The sequence below is a fragment of the Pseudoxanthomonas sp. X-1 genome (genome assembly GCF_020042665.1).
In the GTDB taxonomy this organism is placed as follows: Bacteria; Pseudomonadota; Gammaproteobacteria; order Xanthomonadales; family Xanthomonadaceae; genus Pseudoxanthomonas_A; species Pseudoxanthomonas_A spadix_A.
This window is the reverse complement of record NZ_CP083376.1, coordinates 2,412,253-2,431,170: the sequence shown is the minus strand read 5'-3', so window position 1 is coordinate 2,431,170 and position 18,918 is coordinate 2,412,253. Positions and strand designations below refer to the sequence as shown.

The 18,918-nt window shown below is 69.9% G+C and carries 16 protein-coding genes and 1 riboswitch; of the genes, 7 read left to right on the top strand and 9 right to left on the bottom strand.

Features of this window, described 5'->3' with window-relative positions; translation table 11 throughout:
• Positions 1 to 143 precede the first annotated feature (143 nt).
• Complete coding sequence (gene clpS / locus LAJ50_RS10760) at positions 144 to 464, top strand: ATP-dependent Clp protease adapter ClpS (RefSeq protein ID WP_130552431.1); 321 nt, start codon at positions 144 to 146, stop codon at positions 462 to 464.
• A 109-nt stretch (positions 465 to 573) separates the two neighbouring features.
• Entirely contained in the window at positions 574 to 2,859 is a 2,286-nt protein-coding gene (gene clpA / locus LAJ50_RS10755; protein ID WP_138651002.1) for an ATP-dependent Clp protease ATP-binding subunit ClpA, read from the top strand.
• A 522-nt stretch (positions 2,860 to 3,381) separates the two neighbouring features.
• Here clpA and infA read toward each other — a convergent pair.
• From infA to trxB, 5 genes are all read right to left on the bottom strand, one after another.
• The gene (infA, locus tag LAJ50_RS10750) at positions 3,382 to 3,600 is read right to left on the bottom strand and encodes a translation initiation factor IF-1 (RefSeq protein WP_130518576.1); all 219 of its coding nucleotides are present in this window, start codon (positions 3,598 to 3,600) and stop codon (positions 3,382 to 3,384) included.
• An 88-nt stretch (positions 3,601 to 3,688) separates the two neighbouring features.
• Positions 3,689 to 4,429, bottom strand: a complete 741-nt coding sequence (gene aat, locus LAJ50_RS10745; RefSeq protein ID WP_130552429.1) for a leucyl/phenylalanyl-tRNA--protein transferase — start codon at positions 4,427 to 4,429, stop codon at positions 3,689 to 3,691.
• Between the two features lie 3 nt (positions 4,430 to 4,432).
• Complete coding sequence (locus LAJ50_RS10740; protein ID WP_138651003.1) at positions 4,433 to 5,566, bottom strand: GNAT family N-acetyltransferase; 1,134 nt, start codon at positions 5,564 to 5,566, stop codon at positions 4,433 to 4,435.
• Between the two features lie 13 nt (positions 5,567 to 5,579).
• The gene (locus tag LAJ50_RS10735) at positions 5,580 to 6,479 is read right to left on the bottom strand and encodes a metallophosphoesterase (protein ID WP_171044506.1); all 900 of its coding nucleotides are present in this window, start codon (positions 6,477 to 6,479) and stop codon (positions 5,580 to 5,582) included.
• 29 nt (positions 6,480 to 6,508) lie between these two features.
• Positions 6,509 to 7,462, bottom strand: coding sequence for a thioredoxin-disulfide reductase (gene trxB / locus LAJ50_RS10730; protein ID WP_130518568.1), 954 nt, complete (start codon positions 7,460 to 7,462; stop codon positions 6,509 to 6,511).
• A 255-nt stretch (positions 7,463 to 7,717) separates the two neighbouring features.
• On the opposite strand from trxB, the gene LAJ50_RS10725 reads away from it, so the two are divergent.
• The 4 genes from LAJ50_RS10725 to crcB all read left to right on the top strand — a co-directional run bounded on the left by LAJ50_RS10725 (position 7,718) and on the right by crcB (position 12,910).
• Positions 7,718 to 10,081 (top strand): DNA translocase FtsK, encoded by a 2,364-nt coding sequence (locus LAJ50_RS10725; protein WP_130552426.1) that lies wholly within the window; start codon positions 7,718 to 7,720, stop codon positions 10,079 to 10,081.
• 184 nt (positions 10,082 to 10,265) lie between these two features.
• Positions 10,266 to 10,895 carry an outer membrane lipoprotein chaperone LolA gene (gene lolA, locus LAJ50_RS10720; protein ID WP_138651004.1) on the top strand — a complete coding sequence of 210 codons (630 nt, stop codon included), beginning with the start codon at positions 10,266 to 10,268 and terminating at the stop codon, positions 10,893 to 10,895.
• Between the two features lie 129 nt (positions 10,896 to 11,024).
• Positions 11,025 to 12,302, top strand: a complete 1,278-nt coding sequence (locus LAJ50_RS10715; RefSeq protein WP_224096571.1) for a replication-associated recombination protein A — start codon at positions 11,025 to 11,027, stop codon at positions 12,300 to 12,302.
• A 14-nt stretch (positions 12,303 to 12,316) separates the two neighbouring features.
• Positions 12,317 to 12,391, top strand: a riboswitch (Fluoride riboswitch).
• A 114-nt stretch (positions 12,392 to 12,505) separates the two neighbouring features.
• Complete coding sequence (crcB, locus tag LAJ50_RS10710) at positions 12,506 to 12,910, top strand: fluoride efflux transporter CrcB (protein ID WP_130552423.1); 405 nt, start codon at positions 12,506 to 12,508, stop codon at positions 12,908 to 12,910.
• Between the two features lie 15 nt (positions 12,911 to 12,925).
• Here crcB and dbpA read toward each other — a convergent pair whose 3' ends face one another.
• From dbpA to LAJ50_RS10690, 4 genes are all read right to left on the bottom strand, one after another.
• Positions 12,926 to 14,302, bottom strand: coding sequence for an ATP-dependent RNA helicase DbpA (dbpA, locus tag LAJ50_RS10705; RefSeq protein WP_138651006.1), 1,377 nt, complete (start codon positions 14,300 to 14,302; stop codon positions 12,926 to 12,928).
• 87 nt (positions 14,303 to 14,389) lie between these two features.
• Complete coding sequence (locus tag LAJ50_RS10700; RefSeq protein WP_138651007.1) at positions 14,390 to 14,824, bottom strand: barstar family protein; 435 nt, start codon at positions 14,822 to 14,824, stop codon at positions 14,390 to 14,392.
• Positions 14,821 to 15,279, bottom strand: coding sequence for a ribonuclease domain-containing protein (locus LAJ50_RS10695; RefSeq protein WP_138651008.1), 459 nt, complete (start codon positions 15,277 to 15,279; stop codon positions 14,821 to 14,823). The genes LAJ50_RS10700 and LAJ50_RS10695 overlap by 4 nt, the downstream gene beginning before the upstream one ends.
• Before the next feature lie 119 nt (positions 15,280 to 15,398).
• Positions 15,399 to 17,171 (bottom strand): M14 family metallopeptidase, encoded by a 1,773-nt coding sequence (locus LAJ50_RS10690; RefSeq protein WP_138651126.1) that lies wholly within the window; start codon positions 17,169 to 17,171, stop codon positions 15,399 to 15,401.
• Between the two features lie 155 nt (positions 17,172 to 17,326).
• Here LAJ50_RS10690 and LAJ50_RS10685 point away from each other — a divergent pair, with 155 nt between their 5' ends.
• Positions 17,327 to 18,901 (top strand): oligopeptide:H+ symporter, encoded by a 1,575-nt coding sequence (locus LAJ50_RS10685; RefSeq protein ID WP_138651009.1) that lies wholly within the window; start codon positions 17,327 to 17,329, stop codon positions 18,899 to 18,901.
• Positions 18,902 to 18,918 lie beyond the last annotated feature (17 nt).

Genomic DNA, 18,918 nt, shown 5'->3' with positions numbered 1-18,918 from the left:
AAGGTGATTCCTTTGAAAGAAGATTGACCCGATATCGGGACAGTGGCGGACGAATCCAGGCCGGCGTCCGGCTTGAAACGCGCGCGAAGGTGCGCAAATTGTGCGTGCGCAGACGCACCTCGTCCAATCCGTATAATTGCCCCATGCCCCGTTCCCCCCAACACGAGCATGACCACGGCGTCCTGGTCGAGACCGGCAAGCCCGAGGTCGCGCCGCCACCGCTGTATCAGGTCCTGCTGCTCAACGACGACTACACGCCGATGGATTTCGTCATCACGGTGCTGCAGCAGTTCTTCAACATGGACCTGGAGAAGGCCACCCAGGTGATGCTGCACGTCCATACCCGCGGGCGCGGCGTGTGCGGCGTCTACACGCGCGAGGTGGCGGAGTCCAAGGTCGCCCAGGTCAACGAGTATTCCCGGATGAGCCAGCACCCTTTGCTGTGCACCATGGAACAGTCCTGATCCAGGGCGGACCGGTCCCCAGCGCCGGCTGAACACCCAGTTCCAACGGGGTTGTGGAAATCCCGGCGACAGGCCGCATATTGTTGGCAACAGCAGTTGGGAGCCATCCATGTTCAGCAAAGACCTCGAGCAGACCATCGGCCAGTGCTACAAGCGCGCCCGCGAGGCACGCCATGAGTTCATGACCGTGGAGCACCTGCTGCTCGCCCTTCTCGACAACCCCTCCGCGCAGGCCGTCCTCAAGGCGACCGGCGCCGACACCGCGCGCCTGCGCACCGACCTGGACCAGGCGGTCGAGGCCTCGGTCTCGCGCCTGGCCGAGGACGACGGCCGCGACACCCAGCCCACGCTGGGGTTCCAGCGCGTCCTCCAGCGTGCGGTCTACCACGTCCAGTCCTCGGGCAAGAAGGAGGTCACCGGCGCCAACGTGCTGGTGGCGATCTTCGGCGAAAAGGACTCGCACGCCGTCTACTTCCTCAACCAGCAGGACGTGACCCGGCTGGACGTCGTCAACTACCTTTCCCACGGCATCGCCAAGCAGGGCGATGGCGAGGCCGCGCCATCCGGCGAGCCGGGCGAGGCCGGCAAGGCCGAGGCGGGCGAGGGCGAGGCCAAGGGAGACGCCCTGGCCGAGTACGCCAGCAACCTCAACGAGGCCGCGCGCAACGGCAGGATCGATCCGCTGGTGGGGCGTGCCGAGGAAATCGAGCGCACTATCCAGGTCCTGTGCCGCCGCCGCAAGAACAACCCGCTGTACGTGGGCGAGGCCGGCGTGGGCAAGACCGCCCTGGCCGAAGGCCTGGCCAAGCGCATCGTCGACGGTGACGTGCCCGAGGTGCTGGAGGACGCGGTCATCTATTCGCTGGACCTCGGCGCCCTGGTGGCCGGCACCAAGTACCGCGGCGACTTCGAGAAGCGCCTCAAGGCGGTGCTGAGCGCGCTGAAGAAGGTGCCCAATGCGGTGCTGTTCATCGACGAGATCCACACCATCATCGGTGCCGGCTCGGCCTCGGGCGGCACGATGGACGCCTCGAACCTGATCAAGCCGGCATTGGCCTCGGGCGAGCTGCGCTGCATCGGCTCGACCACCTTCCAGGAATACCGTGGCATCTTCGAGAAGGACCGCGCACTGGCGCGGCGCTTCCAGAAGATCGACGTGATCGAGCCGACCATCGCCGAGTCCTACGAGATCCTGCAAGGCCTCAAGCCCAAGTACGAGGCCCACCACAACGTCAGCTACGCCGACGAGGCGCTGCAGGCGGCGGTGGACCTGTCGGTCAAGCACATCGGCGACCGCCTGCTGCCGGACAAGGCCATCGACGTCATCGACGAGGCCGGCGCCCGCCAGCGCCTGCTGCCCGAGGACCAGCGCAAGCAGCTGATCGACATCGAGGAGATCGAGACGATCGTGGCCAAGATGGCGCGCATCCCGGCCAAGCAGGTCAGCGCGACCGACAAGGACGTGCTGCAGCACCTGGAGCGCAACCTGAAGATGGTCATCTTCGGCCAGGATCCGGCGATCGAGTCGCTGGCCTCGGCCATCAAGCTGGCGCGCTCCGGCCTGGGCAATCCGGAGAAGCCGATCGGCAACTTCCTGTTCGCCGGCCCGACCGGCGTGGGCAAGACCGAGGTCACCCGGCAGCTGGCGATGCAGCTGGGCATCGAGCTGGTGCGCTTCGACATGTCCGAGTACATGGAGCCGCACTCGATCAGTCGTCTGATCGGCGCGCCGCCGGGCTATGTCGGCTTTGACCAGGGCGGCCTGCTGACCGAGAAGATCGTCAAGACGCCGCACTGCGTGCTGCTGCTGGACGAGGTGGAGAAGGCGCACCCGGACATCTTCAACATCCTGCTGCAGGTCATGGACCGCGGCGTGCTGACCGATACCAACGGGCGCGAGGCGAACTTCAAGAACGTGATCCTGGTGATGACGACCAACGCCGGTGCCGCGCAGGCTTCGCGTCGTTCGATCGGCTTCACCAAGCAGGACCATTCCACCGATGCGATGGAAGTGATCCGCCGCGGGTTCACGCCGGAGTTCCGCAACCGCCTCGATGCGATCGTGCAGTTCCAGGCGCTGGGCTTCGACCACATCCTGCGCGTGGTCGACAAGTTCCTGATCGAGCTGGAGCTGCTGCTGCACGAAAAGCACGTCACGCTGTCGGCCACGCCGGCCGCGCGCGACTGGCTGGCCCAGCATGGCTTCGATCCGCAGATGGGCGCCCGCCCGATGGCGCGCGTGATCCAGGACAAGATCAAGCGCCCGCTGGCCGACGAGCTGCTGTTCGGCAAGCTCATCGACGGCGGCAAGGTCAGCATCGACGTGGTCGACGACGAACTGGTCGTCACCAGCCAGTCCGAGCCCGAGCGCCTGCTGCCGGCGACGGTGGAGTAAGCGCCGTCCGGCGTGCCAGAACAGGAAAGCGGCCTTCGGGCCGCTTTCTTTTTGTCCTGCGGCAGAGCGAAAGCGGGAAGCGACTCCGCCAACCGGCCTTGCCCCGGCCTGGCACGGCTCCTTGGCTCGGTCCGCCCTCCTGGCTGACTCGCCGTCGCGGGCCATTCCTGGTCCGCTCTCCGCGCGCCCGCCCGGGTCGAGGCTCTGCTGCGAATAGAACAGGACTGCTTTGAACGAAGTGTTGGAGCATGACGCGCGAGGCAGCGAGCCGGCGGGCCGTGGTCGCGCCTAGCGAGGCGGGACGCCGAGCGCCCGAGTCAGGGCAAGATGCCCTGATCGAGGGATAAGCGGCCACGGCCCGCCGGCCCGCTGTCCCACCGAAGCCAGTACACGCACTTGCAACGGTCGCTCTCGATCCAGAGACGGATCTTTTTCAGCCCACGTGAAGAAGGGCACCGAATCGCGCGCAAACGAAAAGGCAGCCTGCGGGAGGCTGCCTTTGGTGAAAACCGCCGGGGCGGTTTACTTCATGCGGTAGGTGATGCGGCCCTTGGTCAGGTCGTAGGGCGTCATTTCGACCTTGACCTTGTCGCCGGTCAGGATGCGGATGTAGTTCTTGCGCATGCGACCGGAGATGTGGGCGATGATCTCGTGGCCGTTTTCCAGGCGCACGCGGAACATGGTGTTGGGCAGCGTCTCGGTGACGGCGCCTTCGAATTCGATTGAATCGTCTTTCGACATGGAAGCCTGCTGAGAGTGCGGGAGCGGACGTGCTGGCCCGCGAAGCCGGGTATTGTACCCCGCGCGGCGGCCTGTCGCAAAATTCCCGTTAAATGCCTGCCAGATCAGCAACCTGCAGCGCGCCGACGCGGTCGGTCCACGCGCCCGGGGCATCGGGCAGGGCGGCCTGGCGCGCGACCTCGGCCAGGAAGGCGGCGCGCGGCATGCTGGTCGCGCCCATGCGCAGCAGGTGGTCGTTCTCGACCTGGGCGTCGATCAGCGGCCAGCCCCAGCCGCGCAGCACGTGCGCCAGGCCGGCGAGCGCGGCCTTGGAGCCGCCGGAGACCGCGCTGAACATGCTCTCGCCGAAGAACATCCGCCCGACTGCCACGCCGTAGATGCCGCCGGCGAGCCGTGGGCCGTCCCAGACCTCCAGGCTGTGCGCCTGGCCGAGCCGGTGCAGGGCCAGGTAGGCCGCCTGCATCTGCGCGGTGATCCAGGTGCCGTCCTGCCCGGGGCGCGGCGCGCTGGCGCAGGCGGCGACGACCTGGGCGAAGGCGGTGTCGGCGCGCAGCGTCCAGCCGTTGCCGCGCAGCTGGCGGCGCAGGCGCCTGGACAGATGCACGCCGTCGGTGCGGAACACGGTGCGCGGATCGGGCGACCACCACAGCAGCGGCTGGCCTTCCGAGTACCAGGGGAAGACCCCGGCGCGATAGGCGTTGAGCAGACGCGCCGGGTGCAGATCGCCGCCGACGGCCAGCAGGCCGTCCGGTTCGCGCAGGGCCAGGGCCGGGTCGGGGAACGGCGAAGCCGGATCGGTGTCGAGCAGGAACGGCAGGCGTCGGGTCACCGGCTAGTCCGCCTGCGAGGCGCGGAACGGCGCGCGCGCGGCCAGGATGCCGGCGTGTTCGCGCACGGAGGCCTCCTCCTCCTGGCACCAGCGCGCCAGCGCCGCGCGGAACTCCGGGTCGGCGATCCAGTGCCGGCTGCGCACGAAGGTGGGCAGGAAGCCGCGCGCGATCTTGTGCACACCCTGCGCGCCGGGTTCGAACCGGGTCAGGCCCTCGCGCAGGCAGTAGTCGATGCCCTGGTAGTAGCAGGTCTCGAAATGCAGGCCGGCCAGGGTCGCATCGGCGCCCCAGTAGCGGCCGTACAGCGTGTCGCCGCCGCGCAGGCACAGCGCGCCGGCGACCGGGCGGTCCTCGTGCTGGGCCAGGAAGATCACCAGCGCGCGCGGCATCGTCGCCGCCAGGTGCTGCAGGAATTCCAGGGTCAGCGCCGGCGAGTTGCCGTACTCGTGGAAGGTCTGCAGATAGAAGCCGTACATCGCCTCCAGGTCGTCCTCGCTGGCCTCGTCGCCATGGACCACGCGGAAGCGCACGCCCGCCCGGGCGACCTTGGCGCGTTCCTGGCGGATGTTCTTGCGGTGCTTGTGGTCCATCGCGCCCAGGAAGCCGTCGAAGTCCTGCCAACCGGCGACGTTCTGCCACTGGTACTGGAGGTCGGTTCGCGCCAGCCAAGTCGGGTCGAAGGCCGCGTCCTCGGCCTCGGTATGGAAATTCACATGCGCCGAGGACAGGTCGTTGCGGGCGACATAGCCGCAGATGGCCGTCAGCAGCGCCTGGCGCGCCGCCGCGTCGCGGGCAAGCAGGCGCGGTCCGGTCACGGGCGAGTAGGGCACCGCGCACAGCCACTTGGGGTAGTAGTCCTGGCCATAGCGCGCGTAGGCGTTCGCCCAGGCGTGGTCGAACACGAACTCGCCGTGCGAGTTGGTCTTCAGATAGCCCGGCGCGGCGGCGACCAGGGTATCGCCGTCCCACAGCGTGAGGTGGTGCGGGGTCCAGCCCCAGTCGCTGCGCAGGCAGCCGGTCTGCTCCAGGCCGGACAGGAAGGCGTGGCGCACGAAGGGATTGCGGCCGTCGTACAGCGCGTCCCAGGTGGCGGGCGGAATCGACGACAGCGAGGGCAGCGCACGAAGCTTCAGCATGGAATCCCCGATGCTACGGGCTCAGCTCCAGCAGGTCGATGGTGGGCGGGTTGAACAGCCGCAGGGGCAGCCCGCTCTCGCCTACGCCGCCGGTGGTGTACACGCGGATGCGGCCTTGCGGGCCGTCGTAGGTCTGTTCGCCCTGGTCGAAGCCGTGTTCAACCGGCAGCACGCGCCGGTACAGCCACGGAATCCGCAGCTGCCCGCCGTGCGTATGCCCGGCCAGCACCAGCAGATGCGGGCGGCTGCGCAGCCGGTCGGCGCTGTCGGGGTTGTGGGCAAGGACCAGCAGCGGCCGGTCGGCGGGCAGGGCATCGAGCAAGCGCGCATCGTCCTTGCCCGCCCAGCGATCGCCCAGGCCGGCCAGGGTGAAGCCCTTGAACGGCAGCGCGCGGCCTTCGATCACCTGCACGCCCTGGCGTGCCAGCGCCTGGCGCAGGGCACGGTCGATGTCCCGGCCGGGCCTGCCCTGGTCGTGGTTGCCCAGCACGGCGTAGGTCGGGGCCTCGAGCCTGGCCAACGGCGCCAGCAGCGCGTCGAGCGACTGGCCCTGCGGCTGGTAGGTGAGGTCGCCGGCGATCAGGACCGCGTCGGGATGTTCGGCGTTGGTGCGCTCGACCACGCGCTTCAGAAAATCGGCGCCCTTGAACAGGCCGACATGCGGGTCGCCGATCAGCGCGATGCGGGCGCTGGCGCCGGTGCCCGCCAACACGGTGTGGCGTGTCCGCAGCAGATTCGGCTCGGCGAAGCGTGCCCAGGCGAACAGCAGATCGCCGGCGAGCAGGGTGGCCAACATCACGCGCGGGCCACGCCGGCGCGCCCGCCACAGGCCCCACAGCAGAACGGCGGCGATCGGCAGGGCCAGCCAACCGCCGTCGAGCACCCAGGCCCTCAGCAGGCCATGGGCGTCCATTCCCAGCGAGACCACCGCCTGGGTCGGGGTCAGGCGCCCTTGTCCAGGTAGCGCTCGGCGTCCAGCGCGGCCATGCAGCCGAAGCCGGCCGAGGTGATCGCCTGGCGGTAGTGCTGGTCGGCCACGTCGCCGGCGGCGAACACGCCCGGCACCGTGGTCTGGGTCGCGTTGCCGTCCAGGCCGGACTGGATGGTCAGGTAGCCGTTGTTCATGCCCAGCTGGCCCTCGAACAGGCTGGTGTTGGGCGTGTGGCCGATGGCCACGAAGAAGCCGTGCACCTTCAGGTCCTGCGTGCTGCCATCCAGCACCGACTTGACCCGCAGGCCGGTGACCCCGGCCTCGTCGCCCAGCACCTCGTCCACGACGTGGTGCCAGACCGGCACGATCTTGCCGGCGTCGATCTTGGCCTGCAGCTTGTCCTGCATGATCTTCTCCGCGCGCAGGGTGTCGCGGCGGTGGACCAGATAGACCTTGTTGGCGATGTTGGACAGGTACAGCGCCTCTTCCACGGCGGTGTTGCCGCCGCCGACCACGGCCACGTCCTGCTCGCGGTAGAAGAACCCGTCGCAGGTCGCGCAGGCCGACACGCCGCGGCCCTTGAAGGCCTCCTCCGACTCCAGCCCCAGGTACTTGGCCGTGGCGCCGGTGGCGATGATCAGCGCGTCGCAGGTGTACTCGTGGCTGTCGCCGGACAGCTTGAACGGGCGCTGGGACAGGTCGGCGGTGTGGATGTGGTCGAAGATGACCTCGGTCTCGAAGCGCTCGGCATGGGCCTGCATGCGCGCCATCAGGTCCGGGCCCATCAGCCCATGGGCGTCGCCCGGCCAGTTGTCCACCTCGGTGGTGGTCATCAGCTGGCCGCCCTGCTGCAGGCCGGTCACGACCACGGGCTTGAGATTGGCGCGCGCGGCGTAGACCGCGGCCGTCCAGCCTGCCGGGCCGGAGCCCAGGATCAGCAGGCGGCTGTGCTTGGAAGTGCTCATGTATACTCGAAAAAGTGGGCTGAAAAGCGCGCAAGCCGGTGTCATCGGGCGTGCTGCGGACCACGCATAGGGTGACGGTGGGGCGGGGGCGAATCAAGGCGCGCCGATGGAATGCACCAGGGCCGCGTCCCTCCCGCAGGGCTCGCGCGCCGATCCGGGCGCGACGGCCGCCGCGCTCCAAGGCGGCGCTGAATTCCGGATTCGATTCGTTTAGTATCAAGCACTAACACGATATTCCTGAGGTCGGATCCCAAGGTGGCAAAAGCGCTCCCGGAACGCGGCAAATCCAAAGGCGCCCCCGCCGCGCGCCGCACCAAGCCGTCCACGCCGCCCAATCCCCGTCGTCAGCGCCTGTGGCGCGACCTGGCGCTGATCGTGATCGCGCCGGTGCTGCTGTACCTGCTGGCCTGCCTGTTCACCTATTCGCCCAGCGACCCCAGCTGGACCCAGTCGGTCAGCGTGACCGGGCAGATCCACAACGTCGGCGGCCGGGTGGGCGCGACCGTGGCCGACCTGCTGCTGGGCTTCTTCGGCTATGTGGCCTTCCTGTTGCCGATCATCCTGGGCGCGATCGCCTGGATCGCGCTGTTCGGCATGGACAAGGACGGCGACGGCGAGTCGGACCTGGGCCCGGCGCTGCGCCTGGTGGGCATGGTCGGATTCCTGATCTCCGCCTCGGGGCTGCTCTACGTGCGCCACGTTTCGGCGGTGGACATCGCCAACGGGCCCGGCGGCATCCTCGGGCGCCTGGTCGGGCGCTCGCTGGAGATGCTGTTCGGCGCGCTGGGCGGCAACCTGTTCCTGCTGGTGCTGTTCCTGGTGTCGGTGACCCTGGCGACCGGGCTGTCGTGGTTCGCGGTGATGGAGCGGATCGGGCAGGGCGTGTCGGCGCTGCCGGACCTGCTGCGCCGGGGTAGCAAGCAGGCCGAGGACTGGCAGCAGACCCGCACCCTGCGCGAGCAGCGCCAGGAAGTGCGCAAGGCCGACGCCGAGGTGCGCGCCAAGCGCGAGCCGGTGAAGATCGAGCCGCCGGCCGCGCCGGTGGTGGAAAAGAGCGAGCGTGCCAAGCGCGAGACCCAGATCCCGCTGTTCCACGGCACCGGCGGCACGGCCGACGGCCTGCCGCCGCTGGCCCTGCTGGACGATCCCAAGCCGCAGGCCAAGGGCTATTCGGAAGAGACGCTGGAAGTGCTCTCGCGGCAGATCGAGTTCAAGCTCAAGGACTTCCGCATCGACGTGCAGGTGGTCGGCGCCTATCCGGGCCCGGTGATCACCCGCTTCGAGCTGGAGCCGGCGCCGGGGGTGAAGGTCAGCCAGATCTCCTCGCTGGACAAGGACATCGCCCGCGGCCTGTCGGTCAAGGCGGTGCGCGTGGTCGACGTGATCCCGGGCAAGTCGGTGATCGGCCTGGAGATCCCCAACACCAGCCGCGAGATGATCTATCTCTCCGAGCTGCTGCGCTCCAAGGAATACGACAAGTCGGCCAGCCCGCTGACCCTGGCGCTGGGCAAGGGCATCGCCGGCCAGCCGACGGTGGCCGACCTGGCGCGCATGCCGCACCTGCTGGTGGCCGGTACCACCGGCTCGGGCAAGTCGGTGGCGGTCAACGCCATGGTGCTGAGCCTGCTCTACAAGGCCAGCCCGAAAGAACTGCGCATGCTGATGATCGACCCGAAGATGCTGGAGCTGAGCGTCTACGAGGGCATCCCGCACCTGCTGGCGCCGGTGGTCACCGACATGAAGGAGGCCGCCAACGGCCTGCGCTGGTGCGTGGCCGAGATGGAGCGCCGCTACAAGCTGATGAGCGCGGTGGGCGTGCGCAACCTGGCCGGCTTCAACAAGAAGGTCAAGGACGCCCAGGACGCCGGCCAGCCGCTCATGGATCCGCTGTTCAAGCCCAATCCGGACCTGGACGAGATGCCGCGGCAGCTGGACACGCTGCCGTTCATCGTGATCTTCATCGACGAGTTCGCCGACATGATGATGATCGTCGGCAAGAAGGTCGAAGAACTCATCGCCCGCCTGGCGCAGAAGGCGCGCGCGGCCGGCATCCACCTGATCCTGGCCACCCAGCGCCCTTCGGTGGACGTGATCACCGGCCTGATCAAGGCCAACATCCCGACCCGCATCGCCTTCCAGGTCAGTTCCAAGATCGACTCGCGCACCATCCTGGACCAGTCCGGCGCCGAGACCCTGCTGGGCCATGGCGACATGCTCTACCTGCCGCCGGGTACCGCCATGCCGGACCGCGTGCACGGCGCCTTCGTCTCCGACGAGGAGGTGCACCGCGTGGTCGAGCACCTCAAGGCCAGTGGCCCGGTGGACTACATCGAAGGCGTGCTGGAAGAGGTGCAGACCATGGGCGATGGCGTGGTGGTCGGCGCGACCGGCCTGCCCGAATCGGCCGGCAGCGACGACCCGGAAGCCGATCCGCTCTACGACCAGGCCGTGCAGATCGTCACCGAGACGCGCCGCGCTTCGATTTCCGGCGTGCAGCGCCGCCTGAAGATCGGCTACAACCGCGCCGCGCGCCTGGTCGAGGCGATGGAAGCGGCCGGCGTGGTCAGCGCGCCCGAGCACAACGGCGACCGCAGCGTCCTGGCACCGCCGCCGCGCTGAAGCGGCGGGGAACTTCGGTGGAGCGGCGTAGCGCCGTCCGCCCATCCTTCCGTGGATCGTCGAGGTTGCCTCGCCTGCCGCGCGGGCCTGCAGCCGATCCCGCCCGTTCGGCGGCACCGCCATGGCCCGCCGATTCAGATTGGACGCGTCACACTTGCCGCATCACGACATCAGGGGTGTTTGCATGATCCGCATGCTGAAAATGGCCGTGCTGGGCACGGTGCTGCTGGCCGGCACCGCGCTGGCCGACGCGCGCGCCGAGCTGGTCGCCTTCACCAACGGCCTCAAGGGCCTGGACGGGCAGTTCAGCCAGACCGTCTACAACGCCAACGGCGCGGTGAAGGAGCGCTCCAGCGGCCGCGTGGCGCTGTCCACGCCGGACCTGTTCCGCTGGGAATACTCCAAGCCCTACGAGCAACTGATCGTGGCCGACGGCCGGAAGGTCTGGATCTACGAGCCGGACCTGCAGCAGGCCACCGTGCGCGACCAGGGCAGCGAGGCGCAGAGCAGCCCGCTGGCCGCGCTGCTCAAGCCGAAGGAGCTGGACGCGAAGTTCGACGTCTCCCAGGCCCCGGCCGCGCGGGGCCTGGAGTGGATGACGCTGACGCCCAAGCGGGACGATGCGACCAGCGGTTTCGAGGTGGCCGAACTGGGTTTCGCCAATGGCCAGCTCAAGCGCATGAAGGTGACCGATGCGGTCGGCCAGCGCACCGAGGTGGAGTTCAGCGGCTGGAAGCGCAACCCGGCCTTTGCCGCCGGCACCTTCAGCTACAAGCCGGCCGCGGGCGTGGATGTGGTCGGCGCGGCGCAGTAAACCGGCCGCGACGACGGCTGGGCGCGCACCGCCTACAATGGCGGTGTGGCCCGCACCCGCACTTCCCCGCCTCCCACCGACGATCTGCTGAGCGTCGATCGCAGCGCGCTGCAGCCGCTGGCCGAGCGCATGCGCCCGCGCACGCTGGACGAGATGGTCGGCCAGCGCCGCCTGCTCGCGCCGGGCACGGCGCTGCGCCGCGCGGTCGAATCGGGCCGCGTGCATTCGATGATCCTGTGGGGGCCGCCGGGCTGCGGCAAGACCACGCTGTCGCTGCTGCTGGCGCAGTACGCCGATGCGGAGTTCAAGGCGATCTCCGCCGTGCTCTCCGGCCTGCCGGAGGTGCGCCAGGTGCTGGCCGAGGCCGCGCACCGCTTCGCCCAGGGGCGGCGCACGGTGCTGTTCGTCGACGAGGTGCACCGCTTCAACAAGGGCCAGCAGGATGCGTTCCTGCCGCATATCGAGCGCGGCACGATCCTGTTCGTCGGCGCGACCACCGAGAACCCGTCCTTCGAGCTGAACTCGGCGCTGCTCTCGCGCTGCCGCGTGCACGTGATGGAGGCGGTATCGCCGGCCGACATCGCCCAGGCGCTGCGCCATGCGCTGGAAGACAGCGATCGCGGGCTGGGCGGGCAGGGGCTGGAGGTCTCCGATGAGGCGCTGATGCAGATCGCCGGCGCGGCCGATGGCGACGTGCGCCGCGCGCTGACGCTGCTTGAGATCGCCGCCGAGCTGGCGGTGGACGAGGGCGGCCAGGTCACCGAGGCCACGCTGGTGCAGGTGCTGGCCGACCGCACGCGCCGCTTCGACAAGGGCGGCGAGCAGTTCTACGACCAGATCTCGGCGCTGCACAAGTCGGTGCGCAGCTCCAATCCGGATTCGGCGCTGTACTGGCTCACGCGCATGCTCGATGGCGGCTGCGACCGGGCGTATCTGGCGCGCCGCCTCACGCGCATGGCGATCGAGGACATCGGCCTGGCCGATCCGCGCGCCCAGCAGATGGCGCTGGAGGCCTGGGACATCTATGAGCGCCTGGGCAGCCCGGAGGGCGAACTCGCCCTGGCGCAGCTGGTGCTGTACCTGGCCTCCACCGCCAAGTCCAACGCCGGCTATGCCGCCTTTAACCAGGCCAAGGCCGAGGTCCGCGAGACCGGCACCCAGGAGGTGCCGATGCACCTGCGCAACGCGCCGACCAAGCTGATGAAGGGCCTGGGCTACGGCCAAGGCTATCAGTACGACCACGATGCCGAGGGCGGCATCGCGCTGGACCAGACCGGCTTCCCCGATGCGATGGGCGAGCGCGTCTACTATCAGCCGGTCGAGCGCGGGCTGGAGATCAAGCTCAAGCAGAAGCTCGATGCCCTGCGCGCGGCGCGCGCGCAGGCGCGGGCTGACAAGGCGCGCTGAAGCGGCTATCGTCGCGGCCCACAGGAGATGGCATTCCTCCTCGAACCGCCGGCGGCGCGAACCGCCGTGCTGATGATGCCTGCCCAACCCCGCGCCGGGGTGGCAGGTGCGTGCCCCGGCCTCGATCCTTCGGAGACCGTCATGCCGCAACACGCCTCGCCCGCTTCCCCTGAATCCTCGATGCGCGCCTCGCGGGGGGCGGCATGAATCCGTCCCTGTGGTGGCAGCAGCTGGCGCTGGTGATGGGCGGCGGTGCGCTGGGCGCGGGCCTGCGTTTCTGGATCGGCGGGCAGATGCTGCGCCAGTTCGGCAGCGGCTTCCCCTACGGCACGCTGGCGGCCAACTTCATCGGCTCGCTGGTCGGCGGCTTCCTGCTGGTGTGGCTGGAGAACCGCGGGCCCTCGGCGCTGTACCTGCGCGCGTTCCTGGTGGTCGGCATCCTGGGCGGACTGACCACCTTTTCCTCGCTGATGATGGAAAGCCTGATGCTGGCACGCACCGGGCGCGGCATGGTCGCCTTCGCCAACCTGGGCGTCAGCCTGGCCGGTGGGCTGGTGCTGGTGGCGCTGGGCGCCTGGATCGCGCTGCAGCTGCGGCCGACGCCCTGAGCGCCGGCACGATCCTCAGAGCTTGCGCACGCGGAAGCTGCGGCCCTTGATCTTGCCGGCCGACAGGCGCGCCACGGCCTTGTCGGCCTGGCCGGCCTGCACGGCGACATAGCTGCGCACCGGGCCGATCATGATCTTGCCGATCGCACTGCCCGGCAGGCCGGCGTCGCCGGTCAGGGCGCCGAGCAGGTCGCCGGGGCGCAGCTTGTCCTTCTTGCCGCCGTCCACGCGCAGGGTGGCGAACGGCGCGCGCGGCGGCTGCGCCGGGCGGCCGGTGGCCAGCGGGGTCTTCATCCATTCCAGCGGCGCGCCGGAGAGCTCTTCGAGCATCCGCGCCCGCGGCAGTTCGCGCGGGGCGACCAGGCTGAAGGCCAGGCCGCTGCGTCCGGCGCGGGCGGTGCGGCCGATGCGGTGGGTATAGGTGTCGGTGTCGGTCGGCAGTTCGTAGTTGAACACCGCGGCCACGTCCTCCACGTCCAGGCCGCGCGCGGCCACGTCGCTGGCCACCAGTACGTTGCAGCTGCCGCCGGCGAAGCGCACCAGCACCTCCTCGCGATCGCGCTGCTCCAGGTCGCCATGCAGGGCCAGGGCCGAGAAGCCGTAGCCCTGCAGGGAGTTGGCGACCTCGTCCACGTCCTTGCGGGTATTGCAGAACACCACGGCCGGCTCCACGCGCTGGGCCAGCAGCAGGCCGGCCAGTGCCTTCTGCCGCAGGGCGGGTTCGACCTCGCAGAAGCGCTGCAGGATGTCCGGCGCGGTGGCGGCGGTCGCCGCGGCGGCCACTTCCAGCGGTTCGCGCAGCATGTCCTGGGCGATGGCACGGATCGCGTCCGGCCAGGTGGCCGAGAACAGCAGGCTCTGGCGGGTCCGGGGCGTGCGCCCGACGATCTCGCGGATCTGGTCCTCGAAGCCCATGTCCAGCATGCGGTCGCCCTCGTCCAGCACCAGCACGCGCACGCCGTTCAGATGCAGGGCCTTCTTGCGCATCAACTCCTGCACGCGGCCGGGCGTGCCGACCACCACGTGCGGGTCGTGTTCGAGCGAGGCCAGCTGCGGCTCCAGGGCCATGCCGCCGCACAGCAGCGAGACCTTCAGGTTGGGCAGGCCGACGGCGAGCCGGCGCACGGCGCGGGCGACCTGGTCGGCCAGTTCGCGCGTGGGACACAGCACCAGCGCCTGGGTCTTGACCAGGCCGGTGTCCACGCGCGAAAGCAGGCCCAGCGCGAAGGCGGCGGTCTTGCCGCTGCCGGTCGGCGCCTGGGCGATGACATCGCGCCCCTCGAGCAGGGCCGGCAGCGCGCGTGCCTGGATGTCGGTGGGGCGGGTGTAGCCGGAGGCGTCGAGGCCGCGCCGCAGCGCGTCGCTCAGCGGCAGTGTCGAGAAATCATCCATGCACCATGATCGCATGGCGCACCCTGCGGCTCGCGCTCCCGACGGCGCTTGGAAGGCTTGGCGATCCGGCGCGGTGCATCGCCTGCGCTAGTCCTCGAGCGCGTCGATGTCCTTGTCGCGCAGCGCCAGGAATGCCCAGAACGGCACGCCGCGCTCGCGCCAGGCCAGCTGCGCCTGGTCCAGCACCGCCACCAGCGTGTCGAAGTCGGCCTCGTTGCCCGCGTGCAGCTCGCCGGCGTTCTCCAGCAGCAGCGCATAGCCGGCGCCGGGCAGCCAGGCCAGGTCGCGCAGGCAGTCCAGCAGGCCGTCCCAGTTGCGCCCGGTGCCCAGGGGGAAGTCCAGCGCGACCGCGATGCGCAGCAGCAGGGTCTGCTTGTCGCGCACGCCCATCAGGTCGATGCGCCGCAGGACCAGCCGCGCGGTGAAGGCGTAAGCGGCCAGGGCGTCCAGATCCTGCGCGCCGACGAAGTACACGCCGGCGCGGCTGGCATCCTCCAGGTGCGGATCCTGGTCGGCGTTCACCGGCGGGGCACCTGGAACCGGCGGAAGCTGCCGTAGTGATCGGCCGTGTACCAGTACTCGCGCGGCGGCGTGCCCCCCGTGATGATCCGGCGCGCGCCGCGCGTGGGCACGCCGGGCGTGCGGACCGTGTACTCGTGGTACCAGCCGCGCGGCTGGGCAGGCAGGCGTCCTTCGTAGTTGCCGAAGACCGAGCCGTCCTGCGGATGCGGGAAGGGGCCGCCGTGGGCGATCAGCGCCAGGGTGTCGCGCGCCTCGGGCGGCAGGAAGGCGGGCAGGGCATCGGCCGGCGAAGCCGCCCCGGCCTGGGACGTGGCGATCGGCGCCGGTGTGCTTTCGGTGGCCGGCCGGGGCGCGCGCGTGGCCTGCCAGGCGACCGCGGCGGCCACCACGGCGAGCAGCAGCAGCCGGCCGCGTCCTTGCCAGAATCCTTGTGGGCGCGGACCCCGACCCGACATGCCTTTCCCCATTCAGCTTGGAGCCGGCAGTTTGGTCGCAGCGCCCCGGCTTGTAAACCGAGAGCGGCGCGCCGCCACGGATACTCACGTCTGGGCGGGCGCCCGCGCTGGCGTGCGGGTCAGCGCGGCAGCTGGTCGGTACGCAGCACCGGATACAGGCCGTAACGCGGATCCCAGGAGGGATGGCGGCGGGCGAAGAACTCCAGCCGCGCGCGCGGACTGGCGGCGAAGGTCGCATCGTCCTTCAGGCGCTGCTCGAAGGCCGCCTTGACCTGCGGATCGCGCAGCATCTGCCGCGCGACGTCCTCGGCCACGTAGCTCTCCATGTATTCCTTGCGCTCGAACGCGGCGTTGAACAGCCCCCACTGCAGCAGCGAGTCCGGCGCGTCCGGGTCCAACAGCGCCACCACCAGCCGCGCGCGCGGCTGGGCAATGGGCACGAACAGGCTGCCGGCCGGCAGCTGCGCGGATTCGTCGGCCCAGGCGCCGGCGAGCCTGAGGCGCTGGCGGCCTTCGGTGGAGGTCTTGTCGAAGTCGATGCGGGTGGCGCGATAGGCCTGCGCCGGCGCCTCCAGGGCCGCGTCGAGGCGGCGGTACTGCAGCCCGTGCGCGCGCAGCCTGGGCTCGACCATCGGCGCCCAGGCTGCCGGCACCAGGTAGCCGGCGCGCGGCGCGGTGGTGGTCACCGCCGGTTCCATCGTGTCGCGCAGCGGGATGTGCCAGACCTGCGGGGTGTTTTCGTCGTAGCGCGTCATCAGCCCGCCGGACACGTCCGAGGGCGTGCGCGTGTAGGCATAGCCGAGGAAGTCGATCATGCGCGGGGTGTTGTTGGCCTTCCAGTCCAGCACCTGCGGCTGGCCGCCGAGCCGGGTGGCGGCCTGATCGGCCGCGGCCGCATCGCCGCGCCAGGCGGCGCCGTGCGCGGCGGCCTGCTGCAGCACGGCGACGATGGCATTGCCGGTGATCGCCACGCGCTGCGGATAGCGCAGCCAGGAATGGGTCTCCACCAGCACGCCGAAGCGGTTGCGCAGCTGGAAGTAGCCGTGCGAGAAGCGCGGCGGATAGATCTCGTCGGCGAAGCCGGCGGCCGGATTGTCGTTCTCGGCCAGCGAGGGGTAGAACGGCAGCGCGTGCGAACCCTGGCGGTCCAGCTGCGCGATCATCGCCGCGCGCAGGGCCTGGCCGTCGCGCTGCAGGGTGGGGTCGCCTTCGTGCGAGGGTTCGACCTGGACCGAGATGTCGTGGCGGAACTTGGCGCCGTCGGTGACGTGCAGGTCCATGGCGATTAGCGGGTCCCAGGCGTCGACCAGGGCCAGCATCGCCTGCATCTCCGGCGCGTCGGCCTTCATGTAGTCGCGGTTGAGGTTGAGGTTCTGCGCGGTGGCGCGGAAGCCCATCTCCTCCGGGCCGCGCTGGTTGGGGCGGTTCCAGGGGCCGAAGCGCTCGTGCCCGTCGGCGTTGAACACCGGCACGAACAGCCAGACCACCTTGTCCAGCGCGCCCTTGGCGCGCTGGCCTTCCAGCAGCTGGCGGGCGACGAGGAAGCCGGCGTCCTTGCCATCGATCTCACCGGGGTGGATGCCGCCCTGGATCAGCACCACCGGCAGGCCGCGCGCGCGGGCCGCGGCGGGATCGAGCGCGCCGCTGGTGGAGATCGCCATGGCCTGCAGCGGGCGGCCCTCGGGCGTGGTGCCGAAGTCGAAACAGCGCACCGCCTGCGGCCAGCGCGCGGCGAAGGCGGCGCACAGGCGTCCGACTTCCTCGTAGCGGCCGGTCCTGGTGAAGCCGGAGGCTTCGGAGACGCTGACCAGCGCCGCATCGCCAGGCGCGGCGGCCGCCGGCATCCAGGGACTCAACAGCAGACAGGCGAGCAGGGCGGGGCGCAGGCGCATCGGGACCGGGCGGGTGGCGTGAGGGGTCGCCATCATGCCAGCGATCCCGCGCGCGACGGCCTGCGCGCGCGGGTAGGAGAGGTCTGACAGGGTGGTCAGCCAAGCGCGCCAGGGTGCTCGCTAAGCTGGCGCTCGAATTTCGCCGTCGAGTTCCCATGCACGCCACCCCGCCCGCGGCCCGCCTGCCGCGCCAGATCCCCTTCATCATCGGCAACGAAGGCTGCGAGCGCTTCAGCTTCTACGGGATGCGCAACATCCTGACCTCGTTCCTGGTCGGCACGCTGCTGCTGCACGCGCCGGAAGCCGACCGCGCGGCGATGGCCAAGGACGTGTTCCACAGCTTCGTGATCGGGGTGTACTTCTTCCCGCTGCTGGGCGGCTGGCTGGCCGACCGCTACTTCGGCAAGTACAACACCGTGCTGTGGTTCTCGCTGATCTACTGCGCCGGCCACGCCTGCCTGGCGATCTTCGAGCATGACCGGCAGGGCTTCTACACCGGACTGTTCCTGATCGCGCTGGGCTCGGGCGGGATCAAGCCGCTGGTGGTGTCCTTCGTCGGCGACCAGTTCGACCAGTCCAACAAGCACCTGGCGCGCAGGGTGTTCGACGCCTTCTACTGGATCATCAACTTCGGCTCGTTCTTCGCCTCGCTGCTGGCGCCGATCCTGCTGCGCAGCCACGGCCCGGCGGTAGCCTTCGGCGTGCCGGGGGTGCTGATGCTGATCGCCACGATCGTGTTCTGGATGGGCCGGCACCGCTACGTGCACGTGCCGCCGGCGGCGTCCGATCCGCATGCCTTCCTCAAGGTGGTGCGCAGCGCACTGCTGGCCCGCGCGCCGGGGCAGGGCAGGCCGGGGCTGGTGCTGGCGGGCGTGGGCGCGGTGCTGGCCGTGGGCGCGCTGGCGGCCACGCCGGTGCTGGGCTTCGTGGCGGCCGCGTGCCTGGCGCTGGGGCTGGTGATCGCCTTCGGTGGCGCGGGAGCCTCGCTGCAGCTGGAGCGCGCGCGTGGCGTCCACCCCGATGCGGCGGTCGACGGCGTGCGCGCGGTGCTGCGCATCCTGATCGTGTTCGCGCTGACCACGCCGTTCTTCTCGCTGTTCGACCAGAAGGCCTCGACCTGGGTGCTGCAGGGCCAGGCCATGCAGATCCCGCACCATCTGGCGTGGTGGCCGAGCTGGCTGGTCAAGGACGCGGCGCAGATGCAGGCGCTCAATCCGCTGCTGGTGATGCTGATCATCCCCTTCAATGCGCTGGTGCTGTATCCGCTGCTGCGCAGGATCGGCTTCGATCCCACGCCGCTGCGGCGCATGGGCGCGGGCATCGTCCTGGCCGGCATGGCCTGGGTGGTGGCGGGCGTGCTGCAGCTGGCGCTGGACGAGGGCGAGCCGGTCTCGCTGGCCTGGCAGACGCTGCCCTATGCGCTGTTGACCCTGGGCGAGGTGCTGGTCTCGGCCACGGCGCTGGAGTTCGCCTACAGCCAGGCGCCGGTGGCGATGAAGGGCGTGATCATGGCCTTCTGGTACCTGGCCAGCACTTTCGGCAGCCTGTGGGTGCTGCTGACCAACGCCGGCGTGCGCAACGCTACGGTGACCGCGCACATCGACGGCAGCGGCCTGAGCGAGGCGGCATTCCTGATGTTCTTCTTCGCCGGGTTCGCCTTCCTGGCGGCGCTGGCCTTCGCCGGCTACGCACGGCGTTACCCGATGCAGGACAATTACCGGGTCGCGTAGCACCGCGCCCCTCGTCC

What these genes read in the sequence shown, in the direction of transcription:
- clpS (WP_130552431.1), top strand. Translation starts at nt 144, where the DNA reads ATGCCCCGTTCCCCCCAACACGAGCATGACCACGGCGTCCTGGTCGAG.
- clpA (WP_138651002.1), top strand. Translation starts at nt 574, where the DNA reads ATGTTCAGCAAAGACCTCGAGCAGACCATCGGCCAGTGCTACAAGCGC.
- infA (WP_130518576.1), bottom strand. Translation starts at nt 3,600, where the DNA reads ATGTCGAAAGACGATTCAATCGAATTCGAAGGCGCCGTCACCGAGACG.
- LAJ50_RS10740 (WP_138651003.1), bottom strand. Translation starts at nt 5,566, where the DNA reads ATGCTGAAGCTTCGTGCGCTGCCCTCGCTGTCGTCGATTCCGCCCGCC.
- LAJ50_RS10735 (WP_171044506.1), bottom strand. Translation starts at nt 6,479, where the DNA reads ATGGACGCCCATGGCCTGCTGAGGGCCTGGGTGCTCGACGGCGGTTGG.
- trxB (WP_130518568.1), bottom strand. Translation starts at nt 7,462, where the DNA reads ATGAGCACTTCCAAGCACAGCCGCCTGCTGATCCTGGGCTCCGGCCCG.
- lolA (WP_138651004.1), top strand. Translation starts at nt 10,266, where the DNA reads ATGATCCGCATGCTGAAAATGGCCGTGCTGGGCACGGTGCTGCTGGCC.
- LAJ50_RS10715 (WP_224096571.1), top strand. Translation starts at nt 11,025, where the DNA reads ATGCGCCCGCGCACGCTGGACGAGATGGTCGGCCAGCGCCGCCTGCTC.
- crcB (WP_130552423.1), top strand. Translation starts at nt 12,506, where the DNA reads ATGAATCCGTCCCTGTGGTGGCAGCAGCTGGCGCTGGTGATGGGCGGC.
- dbpA (WP_138651006.1), bottom strand. Translation starts at nt 14,302, where the DNA reads ATGGATGATTTCTCGACACTGCCGCTGAGCGACGCGCTGCGGCGCGGC.
- LAJ50_RS10695 (WP_138651008.1), bottom strand. Translation starts at nt 15,279, where the DNA reads ATGTCGGGTCGGGGTCCGCGCCCACAAGGATTCTGGCAAGGACGCGGC.
- LAJ50_RS10690 (WP_138651126.1), bottom strand. Translation starts at nt 17,171, where the DNA reads ATGCGCCTGCGCCCCGCCCTGCTCGCCTGTCTGCTGTTGAGTCCCTGG.
- LAJ50_RS10685 (WP_138651009.1), top strand. Translation starts at nt 17,327, where the DNA reads ATGCACGCCACCCCGCCCGCGGCCCGCCTGCCGCGCCAGATCCCCTTC.